Origin of the sequence: Paraglaciecola arctica BSs20135, from assembly GCF_000314995.1 — a bacterium.
GTDB classification, from domain to species: Bacteria; Pseudomonadota; Gammaproteobacteria; order Enterobacterales; family Alteromonadaceae; genus Paraglaciecola; species Paraglaciecola arctica.
Window position 1 is genome coordinate 36,985 of sequence record NZ_BAEO01000025.1, and the last position, 19,977, is coordinate 56,961.

Below are 19,977 nucleotides of genomic sequence, written 5' to 3' on the forward strand. Positions count from 1 at the left end.
GAGAATTCTCCGTTTGGTGGCTGTTAGTAGGCTTTAGCAGTAGCTGATTCTGCAGGTACTGCTTGAACTGACGCACCAGGATGTATTTTTTGTAAACCTTCGATTATCACTTGGTCTCCATGAGACAAGCCTTTTTCAACTAACCAGTTGGCACCAATGGTGCGTTCGGCCTGTAAAATCCGAGTTTCGACTTTGCCATCTTTGTTGACAACCATAGTAGTTGCTTGGCCTTTATTATTATGACTAACACCACGCTGTGGCGCTAAAATAGCATCGGTTTTTACCCCTTCTACTATGACTGCTCGAACATACATGCCCGGCAACAATAATTTTTCAGGATTAGCAAATTGCGCCCTTAACGTTACCGAACCAGTACCGGGTTCAACTGTCACTTCAGAGAATTGCAATGTGCCTTTATGTGAATATACCGAACCGTTTTCTAATTTTAATTCAACTTCCGTTTGAACACTTTCATCTGAGCTAATAGCACCTGATTTCAGGGCTAATTTTAATGCCAACAACTCTGAACTGGATTGCACTAAGTCAACATAGATAGGATCCAATTGAGTCACAGTTGCAAGTGGAGTGGTTTGATTGGCGCCCACTAACGCGCCTACTGTCACGCTAGACTTGCTGATCTGACCATTAATCGGTGCTGACACTTTGCTGTAATTCAGATTTATCTGCGCTGTTTTCAACTGTGCTTTGGCAGTTAATAAGTCTGCTTGTGCTTCTTTAAAAGATGCTGCGGCTTCATCAAAATCTTGTTGGCTCACAGCGTTAATCTTTAACAGCTCTGTATAACGAGTGTTTTTGGCATTTTTGCTAGCAATGCTGGCGTGGGCTTTAGCTACCGCTGCTTCAGCACTGGCAACATTTGCTTCAAAGGTAGCGGGATCGATTTGATATAACGTCTGACCAGCTTTTACTTCACTGCCTTCAACAAATAGACGTGACTGAATAATCCCGCTGACTTGTGGCCGGATTTCAGCGATTTGTGATGCAGCTATACGGCCAGGTAATTCTTTGGTCAAGGTCACAGTTTGTTCTTTCATAGTGACAACACCCACTGGCATGGCCTGTGTAGTAGGAGCAGCACTTTGTTGAGGCTCCCCACAACCTGATAAAGCGACTGAAACTGCCAAAGCAGAAAATATGATACTGAAACGTGACATTGATGTACTCTTTATTTGGAATGAACGATCATTCTAAACTAAATTTTTGGTTGTTCAATAATTATTTTTATCAATCTAGTTTGATGTTACAGGGATGTTGCGCTTTTATTAATGGCCTGTGAGGGAGATGATGGAAATGAGTTGTTGATAAATAACATAAAGTACTGCTGGGTTTAGTTGTGAGCGAACGTTCTATTTTCGTGCTGTTGGTGATCCATCTGAACGCTAGTTGTTTTTATATTCTGCAATGAGGGAATAGTAGATGTTGGTTTAGTTGGAAGGGAAAGTTAACCCGCTCTGATAAAAGTAGCGCAAGGCTATTTTAAGGTGATTGTTATACCAATCCGCATAAATAAGTGACCTCTCAGCGAGATTTTAAAAGGGCTTAATCAAGGCGCTTGAATGAAGTAATAGTTATTCTATTGCGAATTCGAGCAACGCAGAGTAAGCCCTTTTAAAACTCGCCCTAAAGGGAAAGCACCAGCCATTCTTGCACTTCGTTCTCACTATTTGAAAGGGCTTGCCATTCCTGCATAGTGACGCCTTGTGCAAAAATGGCTGGTGATTTCTGAGTGGGCACTTCTTTATACGGAATGGTATTGTTGATGAATGTGAATAATAAGGTGATGGAGGGTGTGCTAACTCAAGAATACAAATATTAAGCACCTATAGTGTCTTTGAAATACTTGTTTTGCGGGGTTAAACGTTGGGCCGTGGCGGGATTTAACTGCTGCGGAAATGGATGAGACTAATGGGGCGGTAGAGGGGCTGGTAAAACGGCGGTTTAGGCGCTCTTCTATAATGCGCTGGCGCTTACTGCCATCCGTGGCAGGTTTCTCTCAGAGTCCCTTCTGTGCGACTTACTTTTTTTATTAAATGCATCCTTGCACTTAACCTTTCAGGCCAGCTAAAGCTGTTCCATATTTATCCCAAAATATGGTCAGCAGGCAAAAAAAATAAGCATAAAATTGTCGGGAATCATTTTGAACATCCGAGGGATGGCCCGTAGGGTAAAATACAAGGACGTATTTCATAAAAAAGCCCGCTCGCCAAATTATGTTCTTCATCCAATTATTTTTAATATTTAGCATTCTTTCGAAACCAGTTTCATACACTTTAAGTTAGTCAATTACACGTCCATGATGATCATCACCCAATCTCGACTTCCATGTCGAGCTGTTCAACTGGGCGAAGCTGTGCTTCTAAAAATTCCAGTTTCACCCTACTAAATACCAAAAATAATTGGCGAACATACATGAGAGGGTAGAGTAAAAGACAAAAGCATAGGCTACGTCTATTTTAATCTTTAGCGGCTTCGCTACTGCTTTCTTAAATACCCTATGTATTGTAATAACTTAACCTCTATGCCTAAATAGGCTTGAATTTATACACGACAAAACCCAGAGTTTATACAGGTGCTTTTGAGTCTAATTAACATTGCTATATTTTTAAATGGAATTTATGAAATCTGATAAACCTGTAGATCAAAAAATTAGTGAACCGTGGTATTTTATGGGAGTTACGTTAATCTCCGGTTTTTGTTTATATCTAGCATTTAAATCAATTTCCTCCGGAGAAATGTTTTTAAGGTACTGGGGGGACATTACTAGTGAAAGCCATCCAGCCCTATTTTATTTAGGTATAATATTTGAATTATCTCTATCTTTGTTTTTAATTCGGGGATATGTAAAGTCAAAATATAATAAGCATTTCAAGCAGGACTGCTAACAGTTTTCTCGGTTCCACTAAACGCTTACAAAGGTTAAAAGATACAAGGTATTGGATTGGCTGATTATTAGACATTTTCTTTTTGGCTGAATTACCGTCCAGAACCCAAATACTGCCCAGCAAATGCCATGAACTTCTTCACTGCCGGTCGGCTATAGCTTTCTTTCGAAGCAACTAACCAGAGTTTATGCTTAAGCTTTTCATGTCTAAAGCATTCCACAAGATCAGGTGTGGCATCGCCCGTTGCGCATGGCAGTAAACCAAGTGCATCTCCTGACTGCAGTGCCGCCGCCATGCTAGGAACCGCATTCACATAATAAAGCACCTTAGACTTATCAAGTTTTTCGTTTAACCAGCGAACTGCCTTCATAACTTGAGCTATGTCATCTGAGTACGCAAGAAAATTATGGCCATTTGCCTCGCTTAGACTACCCGGTTTACCATATTTGAGGACGTAGGCCTCGCTACAATAAACAGCAAGGGGAATTTGCGCTATTCGCTTTGTCACAAGTGTATCGCCACTGATTTCATCTAACGGGCGCAGAGCAAGATCAGAATTACCAATTTCAAGTAGTGGCTGGTTCTTGCTCCAAGCGATGTCTATTTGTAGTTCAAAATGTACATTGGGGTTGAGTTCTCGAAATGCGGACACCAGTTTTACTCCAAAATGGTGCATTGCCACAGCATTACCGGAGAAACGGATCACACCTTGGTCGTTACGGGTTAATTGCTGAGCAGAGTTGAGAACGTTTACCGCAGCGTTTTGCATTTGTTTCATTTCTTCAAGCAGAGCAATACCGCTAAAAGTTAATTTATATCCTCGGTTGCTACGTTCGAATAATTCTAACTTCAAAACATGCTCGAGGGCTTCTATTCGCCTGGCAACAGTCGTTTGATTGATCCCAATAACATTTGCTGCAGCTAGCGTAGAGCCTTCTTCTGCAACGGCTAGAAAGACACGAATATCATTCCAATTGAACATGTTTATGTCGCCAAATTCACTCTGCATAATTGCAGAGTGATGCATTATATTTAATCATTTTCACCTAATATGCAATCAGCTAACCTAGATTTCTAATTGCAAAAAAAGGAAACTGACTGATGAGTTTTTTACCTCAAAAAATACGTGATATTCAAAATCATCATCTCGACAGTACAATTTGGGACGAGTTTGAGTTTCGCGATGACGACATCATCATCGCAACTTACGCTAAATCCGGAACAACCTGGATGCAGCAAATAGTAAGTCAGTTAATCTTCAATGGTGAAGAAGGCTTACCCGTTTCAGAAATGAGTCCTTGGGTCGACTTGCGGATCCCACCTAAGGAAGTAAAGCTTCCAATAATTGAGCAACAAACACATCGCAGATTTCTCAAAACACATCTGCCAATAGATGCCCTTGTGTTCTCGGAAAAAGCAAAATATATCTACGTAGTTCGCGATGGTCGTGATGTTGTTTGGTCACTTTACAATCACCACACCAATGCCAACAACGTTTGGTACGATGCGCTAAACAACACGCCGGGGCGAGTTGGGCCAGAAATTGGTCAACCAGATAGTGATCCATTGGTGTATTTTGAGAATTGGCTAGTTAACGATGGAGCACCATTTTGGTCCTACTGGGAAAATGTCCGAACATGGTGGGAAGCAAGAAATTTACCAAACGTAATGCTGATGCACTTCGCTGATCTCAAAGCCGATATTGAAGGCCAAATTCGTAAAATAGCTGACTTTTTGGATATTCAAATCAATGAAGACACAATCGGCGATATAGTGAAACATTGTTCCTTTGATTATATGAAGGCCCATGCAGACCAATCCGCACCGCTGGGCGGGGCTTTTTGGGACGGCGGCGCTAAGACCTTTATCCACAAAGGACTAAACGGACGATGGAAAAAAGATATGCCAAAACATTTGAGTGAGCAGTACGAACAGGCCGCGTTATCGCAACTTGGTAGTGGTTGTTCTACTTGGCTAAAAACTGGAAGTTTATGACTACAAGGAGGATTACCAGATTTAAAACCGCCAAAAGTTGCTTTGCCTAGACTGTAGTGAAAGTCTAGGCTAATGCAGTTTTTGTATCCTGCGTCACTCAATAATTAACCAAATGGATTGTCAATGTTATGACTAGGTTGGGTAAACCATCGCGGACCTTGCTCTGTTATATAAAAGTGATCTTCCAGTCTTACCCCAAATTCTCCAGGTATGCAGATCATGGGTTCATTGCTAAAGCACATACCTGCTTCTAAGGGCTGTAAATTTCCGCCTACTAAATATGGCCACTCATGGATGTCCATGCCGATACCATGCCCTGTTCTGTGGGGTAGGCCGGGAATGGCATAACCAGGGCCGAGGCCATTAGCTTCGAGAGATTGGCGAGCTGCGTTGTCCACGTCCTCACAAGTCACTCCTAACTGTGCTGCGTTAAACGCTGCAGCTTGTGCTTGTTTCTCATATTGCCAAACTTCACGTTGACGTTGACTTGCTTGGCCGTAAACATAAGTACGAGTAATGTCTGAAGTGTAGCCTTGTAGTTTACAGCCAGTGTCTACCAGTACCATGTCGCCGTCTTGCAGCAGTTGAGGATTTTTAACTCCGTGTGGGTAAGCGGTAGCTTCGCCAAACAGTACTATGCAGAAGTACGAGCCGGATGCGCCAACTTTTTGATGGGCTTGGTTGATAAATTGTGCAACTTCTAGCGTGCTTATTCCAGCATATAGGATGCTAGCAACAGCTTTATGCACCTCCAATGTCATGTCCATAGCGCGCTGGATCAGTGTCAACTCATGAGGCGATTTAGTCATGCGGCAATGGGCTGTGACGGCTTTGCCGTTTACTATGGTATGGCCACTTTGCAGTTGATTAATACCGTCAAAGATAAAAAATGGCGAGCTTTCATCCATGGCAATTTTCGCGTGAGTTGTTATTTGTAGCTGTGCTAAAACCTTAATGAACAATTCATAGGGGCATTCATGCTCATGCCAACCATGTACGGGCCCAGTAACTGACATATACTCTTGTAAAGTGGCAATTTCAAATATTGGTACTAAGTATTGCACCTCTCCATAAGCGGGTAATATCGCGCCTACTAATCTTTCGCTGGCGCCCCAATGGGTGCCCGTAAAATATGCCAAATTAGTGCCTGCGTTTAGGTAGATTGCGGCAATTTCATGCTGCTGCATATAGGTTTGTGCCTTGACTAACCTAGCGCGGTATTCTGCTTCTTCAATGGCTGACACATCAGCAGTCATATTGTGTAATGAGTCCAGAGCTTGTTGCGGTGTTTTACCACCTATAACGTGAGTATTCATATTTTATTACCTTGAAATGTAAGTAGTACCTGTGCCTAATTAAAACGGCTGATACTAAAGGGACTTAAGTCGATGCTAGTGGACTCGCCTGCTAATTGCTGGGCGATCAACTTGCCAGTGATTGCCGCTTGGGTCAGGCCTAGGTGTTGATGGCCAAAGGCAAAATACAGATGTTTATGCCGTGGAGCTTCGCCTAAAACAGGCAGAGAATCAGGCAGAGAAGGGCGACAACCCATCCACCGTATTGGATCCTTGCCCACGCTTAAACCACTGTCTGGCAGTAATTTTTGAGCCTGGGCGAGCAAGGAGTCGGCTCGGCGAGGATCCATTGGCGCATCTAGGCCGGCAAATTCCACCGTACCGGCCAAGCGCAAACCACTTTGCATTGGGGTCATAATAAACTTTCGTTCCGCCGAGGCTACGGGGCGGCTAAGAGTATCTAGATTGCTTAGCATCAAATGGTAGCCGCGCTCTGTGTCTAAGGGCAGCTTATATTTCAGGGGCGTGAGTAGTGCCTTGGACCAGGCGCCAGTGGCGATTATGACTTTGGCATAGTTGTAACAACCTCGCCGTTGTTGTAATTCCACCCCACTAACATGAGGATTAATGAGCTCAACCTGGTCCTTTACTAAAGTGCCGCCTCGCATAAAAAAGTACTCGGCAAGGCGCTGGCAAAATTGCTCTGGATCGATAGTGTGAGCTACATCCTCAAAGTAAAAAGATGAGCTCACCTGTTTACATAATTTTGGTTCAAGAGCCAAGGTTTGTTGGTTATCCAACCACTGAAGGTTGACCCCTTCAGCCTTAAAGGCTTCATATTGTTGTTGGATCTGTTTTCGCTTTGTGCGTTCAAAGGTTAATAAGCTGCCATGTTTGAGCAGCATATTTTGCAAACCAGCTGCCTTTAAAAGTGGATGGTAGGCGTCAAGAGCCGCGGCATTTAATAGTTTTAAGGCGGCTTTGTGGGCATCGAATTTACCGTTACGCATGTTTAATACAAAACGACTGAACCAGGGCAGGGCTTTGATTAAATAAGTTGGGCGGATCTTAAAGGGGCCGCTTGGATCCAGTAACATCTTCGGCAGTTGCGGCAACAGGTTTTTATCGGCCAAAGGAAAGATCTGCTCGGTGGCAAAGTGTCCGGCATTGCCTTTGGAACACTGCTGAGCCACGCCATTAGGGTCAATAAGCTCAACATTATAACCCTTTCGCTGCAAATATAAGGCACAACACACCCCCACAATGCCGGCCCCGATAACCGCAATTTTTTGTCCTGTATTTATCTGTGACAATGTCATAACCCTAAAATAATATATTGAATATTGTATACAATAACTGTTAGGATGCAAACATACAGTCACAATAATTTAACAAAAGAAGAACAACCATGACGATCAATTGGAAAGGGGTTTATCCCGCGGTTACCACCCAGTTTAACCCCGACGATTCTATAGACTTCGAATCAACCCAGCGTATGTTGGATAGTCTTATTCAAGAGGGAGTACATGGCATCATAGTCAACGGTACTGTAGGTGAAAATTGCTCCCTAACACAACACGAAAAACGGGCGGTGATGCAGTCAGCTAAAGACGTGGTAAATGGCCGTGTGCCATTACTAAGTGGAGTTGCTGAGACCAGCACAGCTATGGCCATTGAATACTGTAGAGATGCCGAGAAGCAAGGTATAGATGGACTAATGGTGCTGCCGGGTATGGTATATCGTTCAACCGAGCGCGAGGCTATTAACCATTATCAATTGGTTGCCAGAAGCACCTCATTACCAATCATGATCTACAATAATCCGGTAACTTATGGTGTAGATGTGTCTATTGAGGCCATGGGGCAACTGGCCAATGAAAAGAATATTGTGGCGATAAAAGAGTCCACCACCGACACTCGTCGCATTACTGAATTACATAACGCCTTTGAAGAACGTTTTGCAGTGTTTTGTGGGGTGGATGACATCGCTCTGGAGAGCCTTATGTTGGGAGCAATTGGGTGGATTTCGGGGTTAACCAACGTTTTCCCTCGTGAGTCAGTCGCTATATATAATTTAGCTAAGCAAGGTCGTTATCAAGAAGCATTGCAAATCTGGCGTTGGTTTTTACCGCTGTTACGTCTGGATACCATCCCTACACTAGTGCAATGTATTAAGTATGCCGAGCAATTATCTGGTCGTGGCAGTGAGAAAGTACGTGCACCTAGAATGATGTTAACTGACGCAGAAAAGCAAGGGGTACGCAGCTTATACGAGCAGGCATGTGCTACTCGAATCGATCTCAACAAATATAATCTGGATTGAAGCCATGCTCAGAGGCACTTTTTTTTGCATTGATGCCCACACTTGTGGCAATCCCGTCAGGCTGATAACTAGTGGACACCCTGTACTGCAGGGCAATAACATGAGTGAAAAACGTCAGGATTTTTTGCTACATCATGATTGGATCCGCAAAGCCTTGATGTTTGAACCTCGTGGCCATGACATGATGTCGGGGGCGTTTTTATACCCACCCATTGATGCAGCGGCTGACGGGGCAATATTGTTTGTAGAAACCTCAGGTTGTTTACCCATGTGTGGTCACGGCACTATTGGTGTTGTTACAGCGGCTTTGGAAGCGGGGTTTATACACCCCAAACGTCCTGGCTCTCTATTGTTGGACGTGCCTGCTGGGCAAATTAAAATCGACTATGTTATGGAGCAGGGCAAGGTGTTGTGGGTGAAAATCTATAACGTGGCTTCCTATCTGGCATATGAAGATATTATCGTAACTGTACCAGGCTTAGGTGAACTACAAGTGGATATTGCCTATGGCGGCAATTTTTACATTATTGTTGAGCCCCAGATCAACTTCCCTGGAATACAGCACTGGTCTGCAGCGCAAATACTTCATTACAGCCCCCTGGTTCGCTCCTTGATTAATGAGAAAGTTGAGCCTATTCATCCGCAAGATCCTACCGTCAGGGGGGCTTCTCATTTGTTATGGACGGGCAGTGCTAAAAATGCGGATTCAGATGGGGCCAACGCCGTATTTTATGGTGACAAAGCAATAGACCGTTCACCTTGCGGTACCGGCACCAGTGCCAGAATGGCGCAATTGTTTGCCAAAGGGCAGTTGGCTTTACAACAAGACTTTGTCAATGAGAGTTACATAGGCAGTCAGTTTGTTGGACGAGCCGAGTCGGTCTGTCAAGTGGGCAATATAAGCGGTATTTTACCCAGCATTAAAGGTTGGGCCAGAGTAACCGGGCAAAACTGCATAAGGGTCGATGATGACGACCCTTATGCTTTCGGATTTCAAGTGATATAGGATACTTTATGCATAATTCAGGTAAAAGTTTGGTCGCAGGACAGTGGCTTGGTGGTGACGAACAAGGGTGTTTCTATAGTTTTTTTCCTGCTTCAAATGGGTTAGGGGACCAGCCTATATACGCGGTTACACCGGCACAAGTGACCGCGGCAGGCGAGGCTGCAGACGAGGCCTTTAAACAGTATCGGCAAACCAGCGCCAAACAGCGGGCTGAGTTTCTCGTATGTATCGGCGAACAAATAATGGAGCTGGGTGATGAGTTATTAAATGTTACTCACCTAGAGACAGGTTTGCCAATGGCGCGTTTACAAGGGGAAAGAAGCCGTACCGTAAACCAGTTAAAAGCTTTCGCCGATGGTCTATTGAAACCTTTATATGAGCCAATTGAAGAGTCTGCGCAGCCAGAGCGTTTACCCCTGCCTAAACCGGCAACTCGTTTGAGTTCTCTACCTCTTGGACCTGTTGCGGTGTTTGGTGCATCCAATTTTCCCTATGCCTTTTCAACACTAGGAGGGGATACCGCCTCAGCTCTGTCAGCTGGTTGTCCGGTGATTGTCAAAGGCCATCCAGCCCACCCACTTACCAGTGAGATGATGGCTATGGCCATGGAAAAGGCGATTAAACTCTGTCACATGCCAGTTGCTGTGTTTTCCTTGTTGCAAAGTAACAATCCCTCTATAAGCCATGCGTTAGTTGGCCATCCACTCGTAAAGGCCGTAGGTTTTACCGGCTCTTATCAAGTGGCCTCACAACTACAACAGACCATCTATCAGCGCGAAGAAGTGATCCCTTTTTATGGGGAGTTAGGCAGTATAAACCCACAAATTGTGCTGCCAGAAAAGGTTCAACAAGATGGGCCTGAACTGGCACAGCAATTATGTCAGGCTCTATTAATGGGCAATGGACAGTTTTGTACCAGTCCGGGCCTGTGGATAGTACCTTCTCCTGGCACTGAGTTTGTTCATAGCGCACGGGACTTTTTACAACAACAAGGTTCAGATTCAGTGTTAACTCCAGGCATAGCTAATAGTTATGTCTGCGCCGTGGAGGCTTTGGCGATCAATTCACACCTTAAAGATTTGGCCAGCAGCAAGGTGCAACAGGACTTCCATGTACCGGCCCGGCTGTTTCAGCTTAATGCTGCAGATTTTATTAAAAATAAGCAGTTGCATCAGGAAATTTTTGGACCTTGTGCTCTGATTGTCACCTATGATGATCAAAACGAACTGCTAAGTTTGGTGAATTCCTTAAGTGGTCAGCTTACCGCCAGTATTCATGGCACAAACTCTGAGTTGGCAAGCGCTGCAGAATTGGTCGAGAATTTACGATATAAAGTGGGCCGTTTGATTTTTAATCAGATGCCAACGGGTGTTGAGGTGTGTGCCTCAATGAATCACGGTGGGCCTTATCCTGCATCGACAGATGTACGTTCCACTTCTGTAGGTCTGATGGCCATGCAACGTTTCCTTCGACCTATTTGTTATCAAAATTTGCCCGTAGAGCTGTCTGATATTTAAGAAAAAGAATAGAGAAGCTTCTTAGTCATTAATCCCTAGTTGATACTGCTTATTATTGATAAATAAGCAGTGTTTACCGAATTCGCTAAATAGACCTAGTCTCAATTAGGGCTAGAGTTGTGCTTGGATAAAGATATAATGCATACAAAATGCAATTTTATAATCAAGAGCACAGCTTTAAATAGGAACGTTTGAATGGCGATAGTACATAAGACCCGCACCCAATTAGTAGTAGAAGCAATACGTGAAAAAATACTTAGTGGAGAAATAAAAGCGGGTGAAGCGCTGCGACAAGCGGCTTTGGCAGAAGACTTAAATGTCAGTCGCATCCCAGTGCGCGAAGCCTTGTTACAATTAGAAGCAGAAGGTTTAGTGAATTTTGAGGCTCATAAAGGAGCAACTGCATCTGAAGTTTCTTCCAAACAAGTAGATGAAGTGTTTGAATTGCGCGCTCTATTGGAAGCGGAGTTGTTAAAGTATTCTATGAATAACTTAAGCGACGCTGATTTTGCAAGGGCTGAGGAAGTGTTGCTCAAACTCAATGCTGCTGTGGAAGCCGGTGATTCAATGGCCACTACTGGCGAGCTCAATACTCAGTTCCATAATATGCTCTACTGCCGTGCTAATCGGCCGCACACAGCTGACCTAGTTTCTACCCTGAATAAAGTCTCCAATCGTTATGTACGGATGCACATTATGTTAAGCAGCGGCTTTAAAAGAGCACCTTTTGAGCATGGTGAACTGCTGACCTTGTGTCGGCAGGGAAAAATAAAGCCAGCCTGTGATTTTTTGAAAAAACACATACTTGGCGCTAAAGATGATGTGAAAAACTTGTTAATTAAAATGGAAAACGAACAAGCGTTAATCGACTGATATCCTCATTTTCATCTGCTAGCTTCTGTGCTGGCAGATGCCAAAACACCTGCTTTGCCTATTTTTACTAACATTTAAAAATGCATTTTCCTATTAGGCCCCCTACATTTTCCTATTAGGTCCCCTATAGGAGAAATTGTTTCCTTATACGCATAGAGTCAGGAGCGATAGCATATCTTTTGGTAAAACCTTTCCTTTTTCTACGTAGTAAAAACTAACTTATGTTAATATATTGTATACAATATATTGCATATATTATATTTCATGTTCTATTATCTTCATGTGTCGTACAAACAACTAACTATTAATTCTAATTACGGCACTAAAACGGGGAAATAAAGAACAATGAAAAATAATAATTTTAAAAAGACACTGATCGCTGGCTCCTTGCTAGCGGCATTATATGTAACGCCCACTCTGGCAGCTGACAACTTTAGCGGGTCTATCAAAGGGCATGTAATAGCCGGAGCGAATGCCACAGTCACTATTAAACATAATGAGAAAGGTATTGTCCGTACTGTAACTGCAGATGACAAAGGGGAGTATTCTCTACGCAAACTGCCAGTAGGTGAATATACCCTGACCATTAGTAAGCTTGGTTTTGAACCTGAGATAATTGAAAATTTATTGGTGACTTTGGGCGGTCAAGAATTATCAAGTCAATTACGTACTGGTTCAGATGTGGAAGTCATTTCAGTAACTGGAACTAGGCAAGCTCTAGTCGACATGTCAACGTCTACTTCTGGCATCGTAATTACGGCGCAAGATATGGCTCGTCTTCCTATTGATACAAGTTTTAATAGCGTTGTTTTACTGGCTCCAAGTGCCAATGCAACCTCTGGTAGTAACTTTGGCCGTTCGCCAAATATTGGCGGCTCTTCGTCAGCAGAAAATGGTTATTACCTTAACGGTGTTAACATTACCAATATTAGAACCGGCCTTGGTGTAGTTGATATACCTTTTGCAGCGGTTAACCAGACGGCAGTACTAACAGGAGGTATTGCACCTGAATTTGGTAATGCATTGGGTGGTATTGTAAATGCAGTAACAAAATCGGGTACCAATGAATTTGAGTTTGGTGTGTTGTTGCGCCACGACAATGAAAGTTTGCGCTCTCGCCACAATGATATATTGAACCGTGACGGTAGTGTTAGTAATAACTTATCGGGTGATAAAAGTGATTTTACGCGTGTGTCACTCACCGCAAGCGGCCCCATTATTAAAGATACTTTATTTTTCTATGCCATGTATGCACCACAAGAAGACAGTTATTGGAATGCGGGAACATCAACCGTTAGTGTGGGTAAAGAAACGTCTGACCGTTATATGGGAAAGGTAGACTGGTACATTAACGACGAACATTCATTAGAATTTACTTATATTAACTTTGAAAATGAAGACGAGTGGGATACCCACGCCTATGATATAGATAAACATCAAAAACTTGCTCAAACAGGTAAAGGTAAAGCAACAGATGGTGGTTCAGTTGCGGGTATTAAATATACAGGGCTATTGTCTGATAATGTGTCACTGGACGTTATAGCTGGACGCGTTACCGAAATAGATGAGAGCGATGCCGATAACGATTTACCAGGTGTATGGAGTCGTTGGGGCAGCAAAACAGGTCAGTCTATTAGCCAACATAGCTCTAGTACCGTTACCGACAGTGAGTTTACCCGCGACCAGTTACGTGCTGACCTAATGTGGGACCTAGATGAACACCAACTTAAATTCGGTTTTGACTTTTATGATACTCATGTGGACTACACCAGCATTCAAAATGGTACTGGCGAAGGAGGCACTGGATCAAGAGGTTGGTGGGATTTACTGGTCGCTACAGAGGGGAACGCTGCAGTAGTAGGCGTGGACGCAGGTGAAAATTATATTAAACAACGTATCCGTAACGATTTTTCTGATTCTCATGTTAAGTCTCAGGCGTTTTATGTGCAAGATAGTTGGCAGGCAACTGATAACTTGGTGCTAAATCTGGGCGTAAGGCTTGAAAACTTTTCTAATGAACTTTCAACTGGCTCAGCTTACGCCGAAGTGAAAAATCAAATTGCTCCTCGATTACAGGCTATGTATGATTTGACAGGCGATGGTTCAAGCAAAGTATTTGCTACATTTGGACGTTATTTTCAACCGATTTCAGCTAACATGAATATCACTCAGGGTGGCTCACGTCACGATGAACACTGGTATTTTGCTGCAGATCAAGTCGATGCTGATGGTCAGGCGGTTTTAGGTGCTGATGGTTCGCCAAGTCGAGGTGCACAAACAGGATATTTGTTGGCCCAAGACAGTGCTTTAGTTTCCCCCACTTCTGTTGCTCATAACGATCTAGACGCGATGTATAGTGATGAAATTACTTTAGGATTTGAAACTGAAGTTTTCGATGGTGATATGAAAGCCAGTGTACGTTTGATCCACCGTGAGCTTAAAAGCTCTATTGAGGATGCAGATTTAGGTCAGGTAATAGGCGACTGGTACGAAGCTCAGGGCTTGTCTAGAGGTGGTTCATGGGTTGTCTTTAATCCAGGTGAGGGGTTAAATGTCAAAGGTGACTTTAACAGCGATGGAAATGTTGATCATATTGTTTTGTCAGCCGAAGAAATGGGAATGCCTGAACCAAAACGTGAATATGCAGCGATGGAATTTACCCTTAAAGGTAAGGCTACAGAAGATCTGTTTATTGACGCTACTTATACCTGGTCTCATTTATGGGGAAATACCGCAGGTTTGGTTAATCAAAATGATAACCAAGCTGATCCTGGTTGGACAGTGTCTTATGACTATGCGGGATTACAAGATCATGCAACAGGAAATCTGCCAAGTGATCGCCGTCATGTATTTAAGTTAAATGGCTATTATAACCTTACAGATGATCTAGTCTTGGGCTTAGTATCATCTATGTCAACGGGTACACCAATTAACTATATGGGAATTCATCCTGGAGGTGTAGATTCTTGTGCGCCAGGTAAACCTTGGGCCGATTGCCCAAGCCGCACAGAAAGAGGAAATGGTAGTGCTTTCTACGATGAAGATGGCAATCCAAGACCTCGTGGTAGTGCAGGAACAACCGAGTTCTTTACCAATATGGATATGTCACTTACCTACACCATGGAAATGAACGGTAATCCTTTGCAGTTCAAAGGCATTGTTTATAATCTTTTCAATAGTGACACAGCAGTGGGCGTAAACCACACCGGAACTATAGGTGACGGCACAGTCCACAATCCAAATTGGAGACGTGCTACTTCACTTCAGTCACATCGTTACGTGTCTTTAAGTGTTTCTTATCAGTTTTAAGTCTCTACAGTTTAAGAGGGTAAACAGAATAATGTTAAAAGTGACTTGTTAGGGATAATACCGCTTAGTTAAGCTGTCATATTGGAAATACGCTAAGTGGCATTTGACAGGCCTTTACAATCTCATAAAATCCGATGATCTAGGTTATCGGATTTTTTTTTGTAACTTTCAAAGCTTGGAAAGTTGAGTGTTTATAAAATTAGTGTCTCCTCGATTAATTTGACATAACATTTTATTGGAATGTTCATTTTCTCTTGCAACCATTCACTTTTAGCCTGCATATCGGCACTATTTATCAAGGGTATGCCGTCTTTAAATGCGAGTACTATGGTATTTCCACTTTCGACTTTGAAACTCAGAAGTTGCTTTTCAAATTCGAATTCGAGTAATTCATTTATTTCTGCAGTTGAGTTAATGACCGAATTCCAGATGTTGAGAACGAGGATCCCCTGTTTGTTGAGTGCATTTTTACAGTTACGCAAGTAGGATGATGTGACTTGTTTGGGTTCCATGCCTTGTGAGTTGTATAGATCTGAAAAGATAATATCGCTTTTTATTTTGGTTTTTTTTATATAGTTAGCTGCATCGTCTATATGAATAAATAAGTGGTCAGTGTCGGGTAGGTAAAAATGTTCTTTGGCAACATTTGTCACAGCTTCGCGGTATTCAATTGCATGTACGTCCAACTCAGGAAAACTACTGAGCAGGTTCTTGACCATCGAACCTGCACCAAGTCCCATTATGGTTGCAGTGTTAATCTGTGGGATAAAAAGTAAAGCTGTCATCATGGCCTGGGTGTATCCAAGATGTAATCCATTAATGTCATTTAGTTTCATGCTACTTTGATAAATTTTTCCATCAAAGCTAAGGATCCGGCTGGTTCTTGTTTGGTAAACATATATTGGGCCGTGTTCATCTTTCGTTGATGAGATACAACTTCCTTTGATATCCATGTTATTTTAAATCCTCCAAATAAGTACATCTAACATGCAGTGCATCATAACAGTAGAAAATGATCAGCTGAGAGATTGTTATGATTAATTGATTTTTATCTGCACTTTGATCTTTCCTCTGTGTTCTCCGTGATCTCTGTGGTTCAAAATCTTTTTCTTTTAGCTTTTCACTATTTACTGCCTTATTTTGTATATACCAAAACAGCCATTGTAATTGTCGTAATAGAAAGTGAAAAAAGATTGGTGAAAACTGCAATTTTTTGGCGAAAATACCTGACTTAAAATTACACTGCTTACACTATCTATTTGAAATAATTGAATTTTAATTCTGGAACAGTCTTTGCTGTATATGTTTATTCCAACTAGATTTTAACTAAAGTTGGTATCAATTGAGTATTAATTATGTTTGCTTTCTTATGTGGTTTAGTGGTTTTTTTCTTCTGGATAATTCCCATTTTGGCTATTGGTGTTTCTGATCGCACTAGTGGTGGTGAAAAATTAGCATGGCTGCTAGCCGTCATCTTTGTGTCTTGGTTTGCATGGGTTTTTTACTTGCTTTTAGCACCTTTGAAATCCCGCCGTTATAGTGCTTAGTTAATAATCAATCGCGTAAAATTTGTGGGGCGATTTATCAAACAAATATGTTTGTTAGTACAAGGTAGGAATAGATTCGTTATGAAAAATTTAACAATGTTTGTATCAGTATTTTTATCAATGTCATCACTCGCTAATGAAATACCTTTGGTGGAAAAAATGACAGCGCTTGATACAGTGCTTTTTGAAACATTTAATCATTGCCAAGACCCCAAAGAATTGGAAAAACATGCCAGCTATTTTTCTGCTGATGTGGAGTTTTACCATGATAGTGGCGGTGTAACCTGGGATCGTGAGGCTATGATCTCCAATACTCAAAAAAATGTATGTGGTAACTATACTCGTAAACTTGTTGCAGGCTCCTTAAAAGTCCACCCGATTAAAGACTTTGGAGCAATCACTGAAGGGGTACATATTTTTTGCCAGAATAAATCCCAAATATGCGAAGGCAAAGCTGATTTTGTCATGGTGTGGCGTAATACAGATAATAAATGGGAAATTACTCGAGTATTAAGTTACGGACATCGTGAAAATAATGAGTAAGATATAAGATTACAACTCAGTTAAAACTTGGGATACCTCATGGATATAGACGAAGAAAAAATTGATGACGCTGCTTTAGCGATACTTTCAATTAGCATGGATAAAAACCGTAGTGCTTGGAAGCAGGTAGATTGGAGCATTACAAATAGACTTTACGAAAAAGGTTTTATTCATAACCCAGTAGGCACCACTAAATCTATTACTTTTACACAAGAAGGCGAAGCAAAAGCAGCAGAACTGTTTAAAACTCTTTTTTGTAAAAGCAGCCAAAGTTAAAGATAATCTAATCAAACATCACTCTGGGTACAAAGGAATTAAATTTATGGGTTATCTGGTACTTTTCCCCTTTTTGTTTTTTACCTTCACAGTATACGCAATGGAAGGTGAGGAGCTGACAGCAGAATTTACTTCTAAGATTTCAGCTTTAGAAAATAACAGTGGTGGACGGCTTGGTGTCTCGGTTATTTCCGCTAATGGAAGCGCACTTTATACATATCGAGAAAATGAGCGATTTGCGATGTGTAGTACCTTTAAAGCTTTATTAGGGGCTGCTATTTTGTCAAAAGTGGATAGCAATCTTGAGTCACTAGATAGAGCAATACCATATACAACAAAAGATATACTGGACTATGCCCCTATAACAAAACGTAATCTAAGTGTAGGGCGTATGACGGTATCCGAATTGAGCGCTGCATCTATACAGTACAGCGATAATACAGCGGCTAACTTACTACTTGATGCAATAGGTGGCCCGCAAGCACTTACAAGCTATCTACGTTCCATTGGCGATAACCAAACTCGCCTAGATCGAAACGAACCATCATTGAATACTAATATAACGGGGGATTTACGTGATACCAGTACTCCAAATGCTATGGCTGAAACCCTCCATAAAGTTATGTTCGGTGATGATCTTTCGCCCGCCTCTAAAGAACAACTCAAGGCATGGATGTTTGGCAATACAACAGGGGCCAATAAACTAAAAGCAGGTTTTAATAAATTTTGGATCGTTGGTGATAAGACAGGAAGTTGTGGAAATGGCGCCAGCAATGACGTTGCTATTGTATATCCAAGAGGAACCGAAGCATTCATTATTAGCGTGTTTTATACAGGTTCCAGCGCTTCTAATGATATAAAAAATGCTGTTATTGCTGACGTTGCTCAAATTACTTCGAGTGCATTATTAAATAATCACTGAGTGCTCACTTATCAATACTGATTAGCCTGATGGTTAAGACGTGCCGCTTTCCTTACAATAATAGCGGTGCTGGACGGTGTGGCTTATCCGGAGCTCAGGTTGAATAGTATTAAATCTTCACACAGGCAAAAATTGCGTTACCTGAGTTGTTCTCATAAGGCATGATCCTTTCATAGTCATGTTCAAAAATATGTATTTCAAAGTATGGTTTTAATATTTCTATTAAATGATTAAAACTGAACGCCACCATTGCATGTTCGTCATGCCATATTTGGGTTTCTTCAGAGCTATCTTCTGTAGTTCTTTTTTCGATACTGAGTTTCAGAGACTGTTTATCGCCATTGCCAGAGTAATGCCAGCCAGAACTGAAAGTGAACAAATTATCTTGTTGTTTAGCTGTGTGTTTTACAAATAGTGCGTTGCTGATTTTTGTTTTGTCGACCACGTTAAAGCAGAACATTCCATTGGTATTTAATGCACTATGAACGCTAGATATACAGCTTTTGAGTTTTTCAATACCATCGTTGTAATGTATGGAATACAAGAAACAAGTGATTAAATCTACTGGCTCAGTTAGGCTGAATTCACTCATGTTTGCCAAAGAAAATTGCGCTTCTGGACAACGTGCTTTGGCTATGTCGAGCATGGGCTGATTAATATCAAGTCCATTACTGAGGAAGCCAAAGTCGATAAAATGGCGAACATGTGGACCCGTTCCACAAGCAACATCAAGATGGGTATTTCCATGGTTACCAAAAATCTGCTGCAGCCGTCGAATGTGCTGGCTTTGAGCGTGGTAGTCGATATCCACACACATTAAGTCGTAATAGCCTGAAAGGTCTTTATATAGTGCGTTTGTAGACATGTTTGCCTAGTTGTTTAGGTGAACTATTTTGGGAGGCGCATCATAAACTAAGCAGTAGATCTAGCAATCTATTTTCTATCTAAACGTTTAATGAATATATTCTTGACGTATGACTCTGTTGCTTCCAGTATCATTCACAATCTAACATTAGTTTTAAATCACTCAATAGGTATTAGATATGAATATAGAAATTAGTCTACTTGATGGACAGAAACTACAAGCAAACCTTGGCCAGCATCAGATCATCAGTGATCAGAGCATCTCAGCGGGAGGTGAAGAGTCATACCCAGAACCTTTTGATTATTTTCTGGCAAGTATGCCCTTGTGTGCAGGTTTTTATATTCGTAAGTTTTGTGATTCCAGAGGTATCAGTACTGAAGGTATAAAGCTTACTCAAGAACATGCCACTATAGGCGAGGATAAATATCACAAACGTTTCTCTATTTCAGTGACATTGCCACAGGGATTTCCTGACAAGTATAAAAAAGCATTACTGGCTGCTGCCAATACTTGTACTGTCAAAAAAGTGATCCAAGCCATGCCTGAATTTGATATTCAAATTGCTGACTAGTTTGCTGAACGATTAAGATTTTTCCTAGGTAA

General features: G+C 41.9%; 17 protein-coding genes. 11 read left to right on the forward strand and 6 right to left on the reverse strand.

Annotated features, from left to right (window positions below):
* Positions 1-23: 23 nt before the first annotated feature.
* Entirely contained in the window at positions 24-1,175 is a 1,152-nt protein-coding gene (locus tag GARC_RS09015) for an efflux RND transporter periplasmic adaptor subunit (RefSeq protein WP_007619081.1), read from the reverse strand.
* A gap of 1,819 nt (positions 1,176-2,994) precedes the next feature.
* Positions 2,995-3,930, reverse strand: coding sequence for a LysR family transcriptional regulator (locus GARC_RS25905; protein ID WP_007619085.1), 936 nt, complete (start codon positions 3,928-3,930; stop codon positions 2,995-2,997).
* A 74-nt stretch (positions 3,931-4,004) separates the two neighbouring features.
* Here GARC_RS25905 and GARC_RS09035 point away from each other — a divergent pair, with 74 nt between their 5' ends.
* Positions 4,005-4,898: a sulfotransferase domain-containing protein gene (locus GARC_RS09035; RefSeq protein WP_007619087.1), complete on the forward strand. Its 894-nt coding sequence runs from the start codon at positions 4,005-4,007 to the stop codon at positions 4,896-4,898.
* Positions 4,899-5,002: 104 nt separating this feature from the next.
* Here the strand turns inward: GARC_RS09035 and GARC_RS09040 are convergent, their stop codons facing one another.
* Both GARC_RS09040 and GARC_RS09045 read right to left on the reverse strand, forming a co-directional pair.
* Complete coding sequence (locus GARC_RS09040; protein WP_007619089.1) at positions 5,003-6,214, reverse strand: M24 family metallopeptidase; 1,212 nt, start codon at positions 6,212-6,214, stop codon at positions 5,003-5,005.
* Positions 6,215-6,249: 35 nt separating this feature from the next.
* A complete protein-coding gene (locus GARC_RS09045) occupies positions 6,250-7,512 on the reverse strand; it encodes an NAD(P)/FAD-dependent oxidoreductase (protein WP_007619090.1) in 1,263 nt (420 codons plus the stop codon).
* An 89-nt stretch (positions 7,513-7,601) separates the two neighbouring features.
* On the opposite strand from GARC_RS09045, the gene dapA reads away from it, so the two are divergent.
* The 5 genes from dapA to GARC_RS09070 all read left to right on the forward strand — a co-directional run bounded on the left by dapA (position 7,602) and on the right by GARC_RS09070 (position 15,221).
* Complete coding sequence (dapA, locus tag GARC_RS09050) at positions 7,602-8,516, forward strand: 4-hydroxy-tetrahydrodipicolinate synthase (RefSeq protein ID WP_007619094.1); 915 nt, start codon at positions 7,602-7,604, stop codon at positions 8,514-8,516.
* A gap of 4 nt (positions 8,517-8,520) precedes the next feature.
* Positions 8,521-9,522 (forward strand): 4-hydroxyproline epimerase, encoded by a 1,002-nt coding sequence (locus GARC_RS09055; protein ID WP_039989220.1) that lies wholly within the window; start codon positions 8,521-8,523, stop codon positions 9,520-9,522.
* A gap of 8 nt (positions 9,523-9,530) precedes the next feature.
* Complete coding sequence (locus tag GARC_RS09060) at positions 9,531-11,039, forward strand: aldehyde dehydrogenase (NADP(+)) (RefSeq protein ID WP_007619096.1); 1,509 nt, start codon at positions 9,531-9,533, stop codon at positions 11,037-11,039.
* A 195-nt stretch (positions 11,040-11,234) separates the two neighbouring features.
* Positions 11,235-11,912: a GntR family transcriptional regulator gene (locus GARC_RS09065; protein ID WP_007619097.1), complete on the forward strand. Its 678-nt coding sequence runs from the start codon at positions 11,235-11,237 to the stop codon at positions 11,910-11,912.
* Positions 11,913-12,257: 345 nt separating this feature from the next.
* The gene (locus GARC_RS09070; RefSeq protein ID WP_007619099.1) at positions 12,258-15,221 is read left to right on the forward strand and encodes a TonB-dependent receptor; all 2,964 of its coding nucleotides are present in this window, start codon (positions 12,258-12,260) and stop codon (positions 15,219-15,221) included.
* Positions 15,222-15,412: 191 nt separating this feature from the next.
* Here the strand turns inward: GARC_RS09070 and GARC_RS09075 are convergent, their stop codons facing one another.
* The gene (locus GARC_RS09075) at positions 15,413-16,174 is read right to left on the reverse strand and encodes a spermidine synthase (RefSeq protein ID WP_007619101.1); all 762 of its coding nucleotides are present in this window, start codon (positions 16,172-16,174) and stop codon (positions 15,413-15,415) included.
* Positions 16,175-16,576: 402 nt separating this feature from the next.
* On the opposite strand from GARC_RS09075, the gene GARC_RS09085 reads away from it, so the two are divergent.
* From GARC_RS09085 to bla, 4 genes are all read left to right on the forward strand, one after another.
* Positions 16,577-16,768 (forward strand): hypothetical protein, encoded by a 192-nt coding sequence (locus GARC_RS09085; protein ID WP_007619103.1) that lies wholly within the window; start codon positions 16,577-16,579, stop codon positions 16,766-16,768.
* Positions 16,769-16,849: 81 nt separating this feature from the next.
* On the forward strand, positions 16,850-17,311 hold the full coding sequence (locus tag GARC_RS09090; RefSeq protein ID WP_007619105.1) for a nuclear transport factor 2 family protein: 462 nt from the start codon (positions 16,850-16,852) through the stop codon (positions 17,309-17,311).
* A gap of 39 nt (positions 17,312-17,350) precedes the next feature.
* Positions 17,351-17,587 carry a DUF6429 family protein gene (locus tag GARC_RS09095; RefSeq protein WP_007619107.1) on the forward strand — a complete coding sequence of 79 codons (237 nt, stop codon included), beginning with the start codon at positions 17,351-17,353 and terminating at the stop codon, positions 17,585-17,587.
* 46 nt (positions 17,588-17,633) lie between these two features.
* Positions 17,634-18,509, forward strand: a complete 876-nt coding sequence (gene bla / locus GARC_RS09100; protein WP_007619110.1) for a class A beta-lactamase — start codon at positions 17,634-17,636, stop codon at positions 18,507-18,509.
* A 109-nt stretch (positions 18,510-18,618) separates the two neighbouring features.
* Here the strand turns inward: bla and GARC_RS09105 are convergent, their stop codons facing one another.
* Positions 18,619-19,374, reverse strand: coding sequence for a class I SAM-dependent DNA methyltransferase (locus GARC_RS09105; protein ID WP_039989225.1), 756 nt, complete (start codon positions 19,372-19,374; stop codon positions 18,619-18,621).
* A 178-nt stretch (positions 19,375-19,552) separates the two neighbouring features.
* Here GARC_RS09105 and GARC_RS09110 point away from each other — a divergent pair, with 178 nt between their 5' ends.
* Entirely contained in the window at positions 19,553-19,945 is a 393-nt protein-coding gene (locus tag GARC_RS09110) for an OsmC family protein (RefSeq protein ID WP_007619115.1), read from the forward strand.
* Positions 19,946-19,977: the final 32 nt, after the last annotated feature.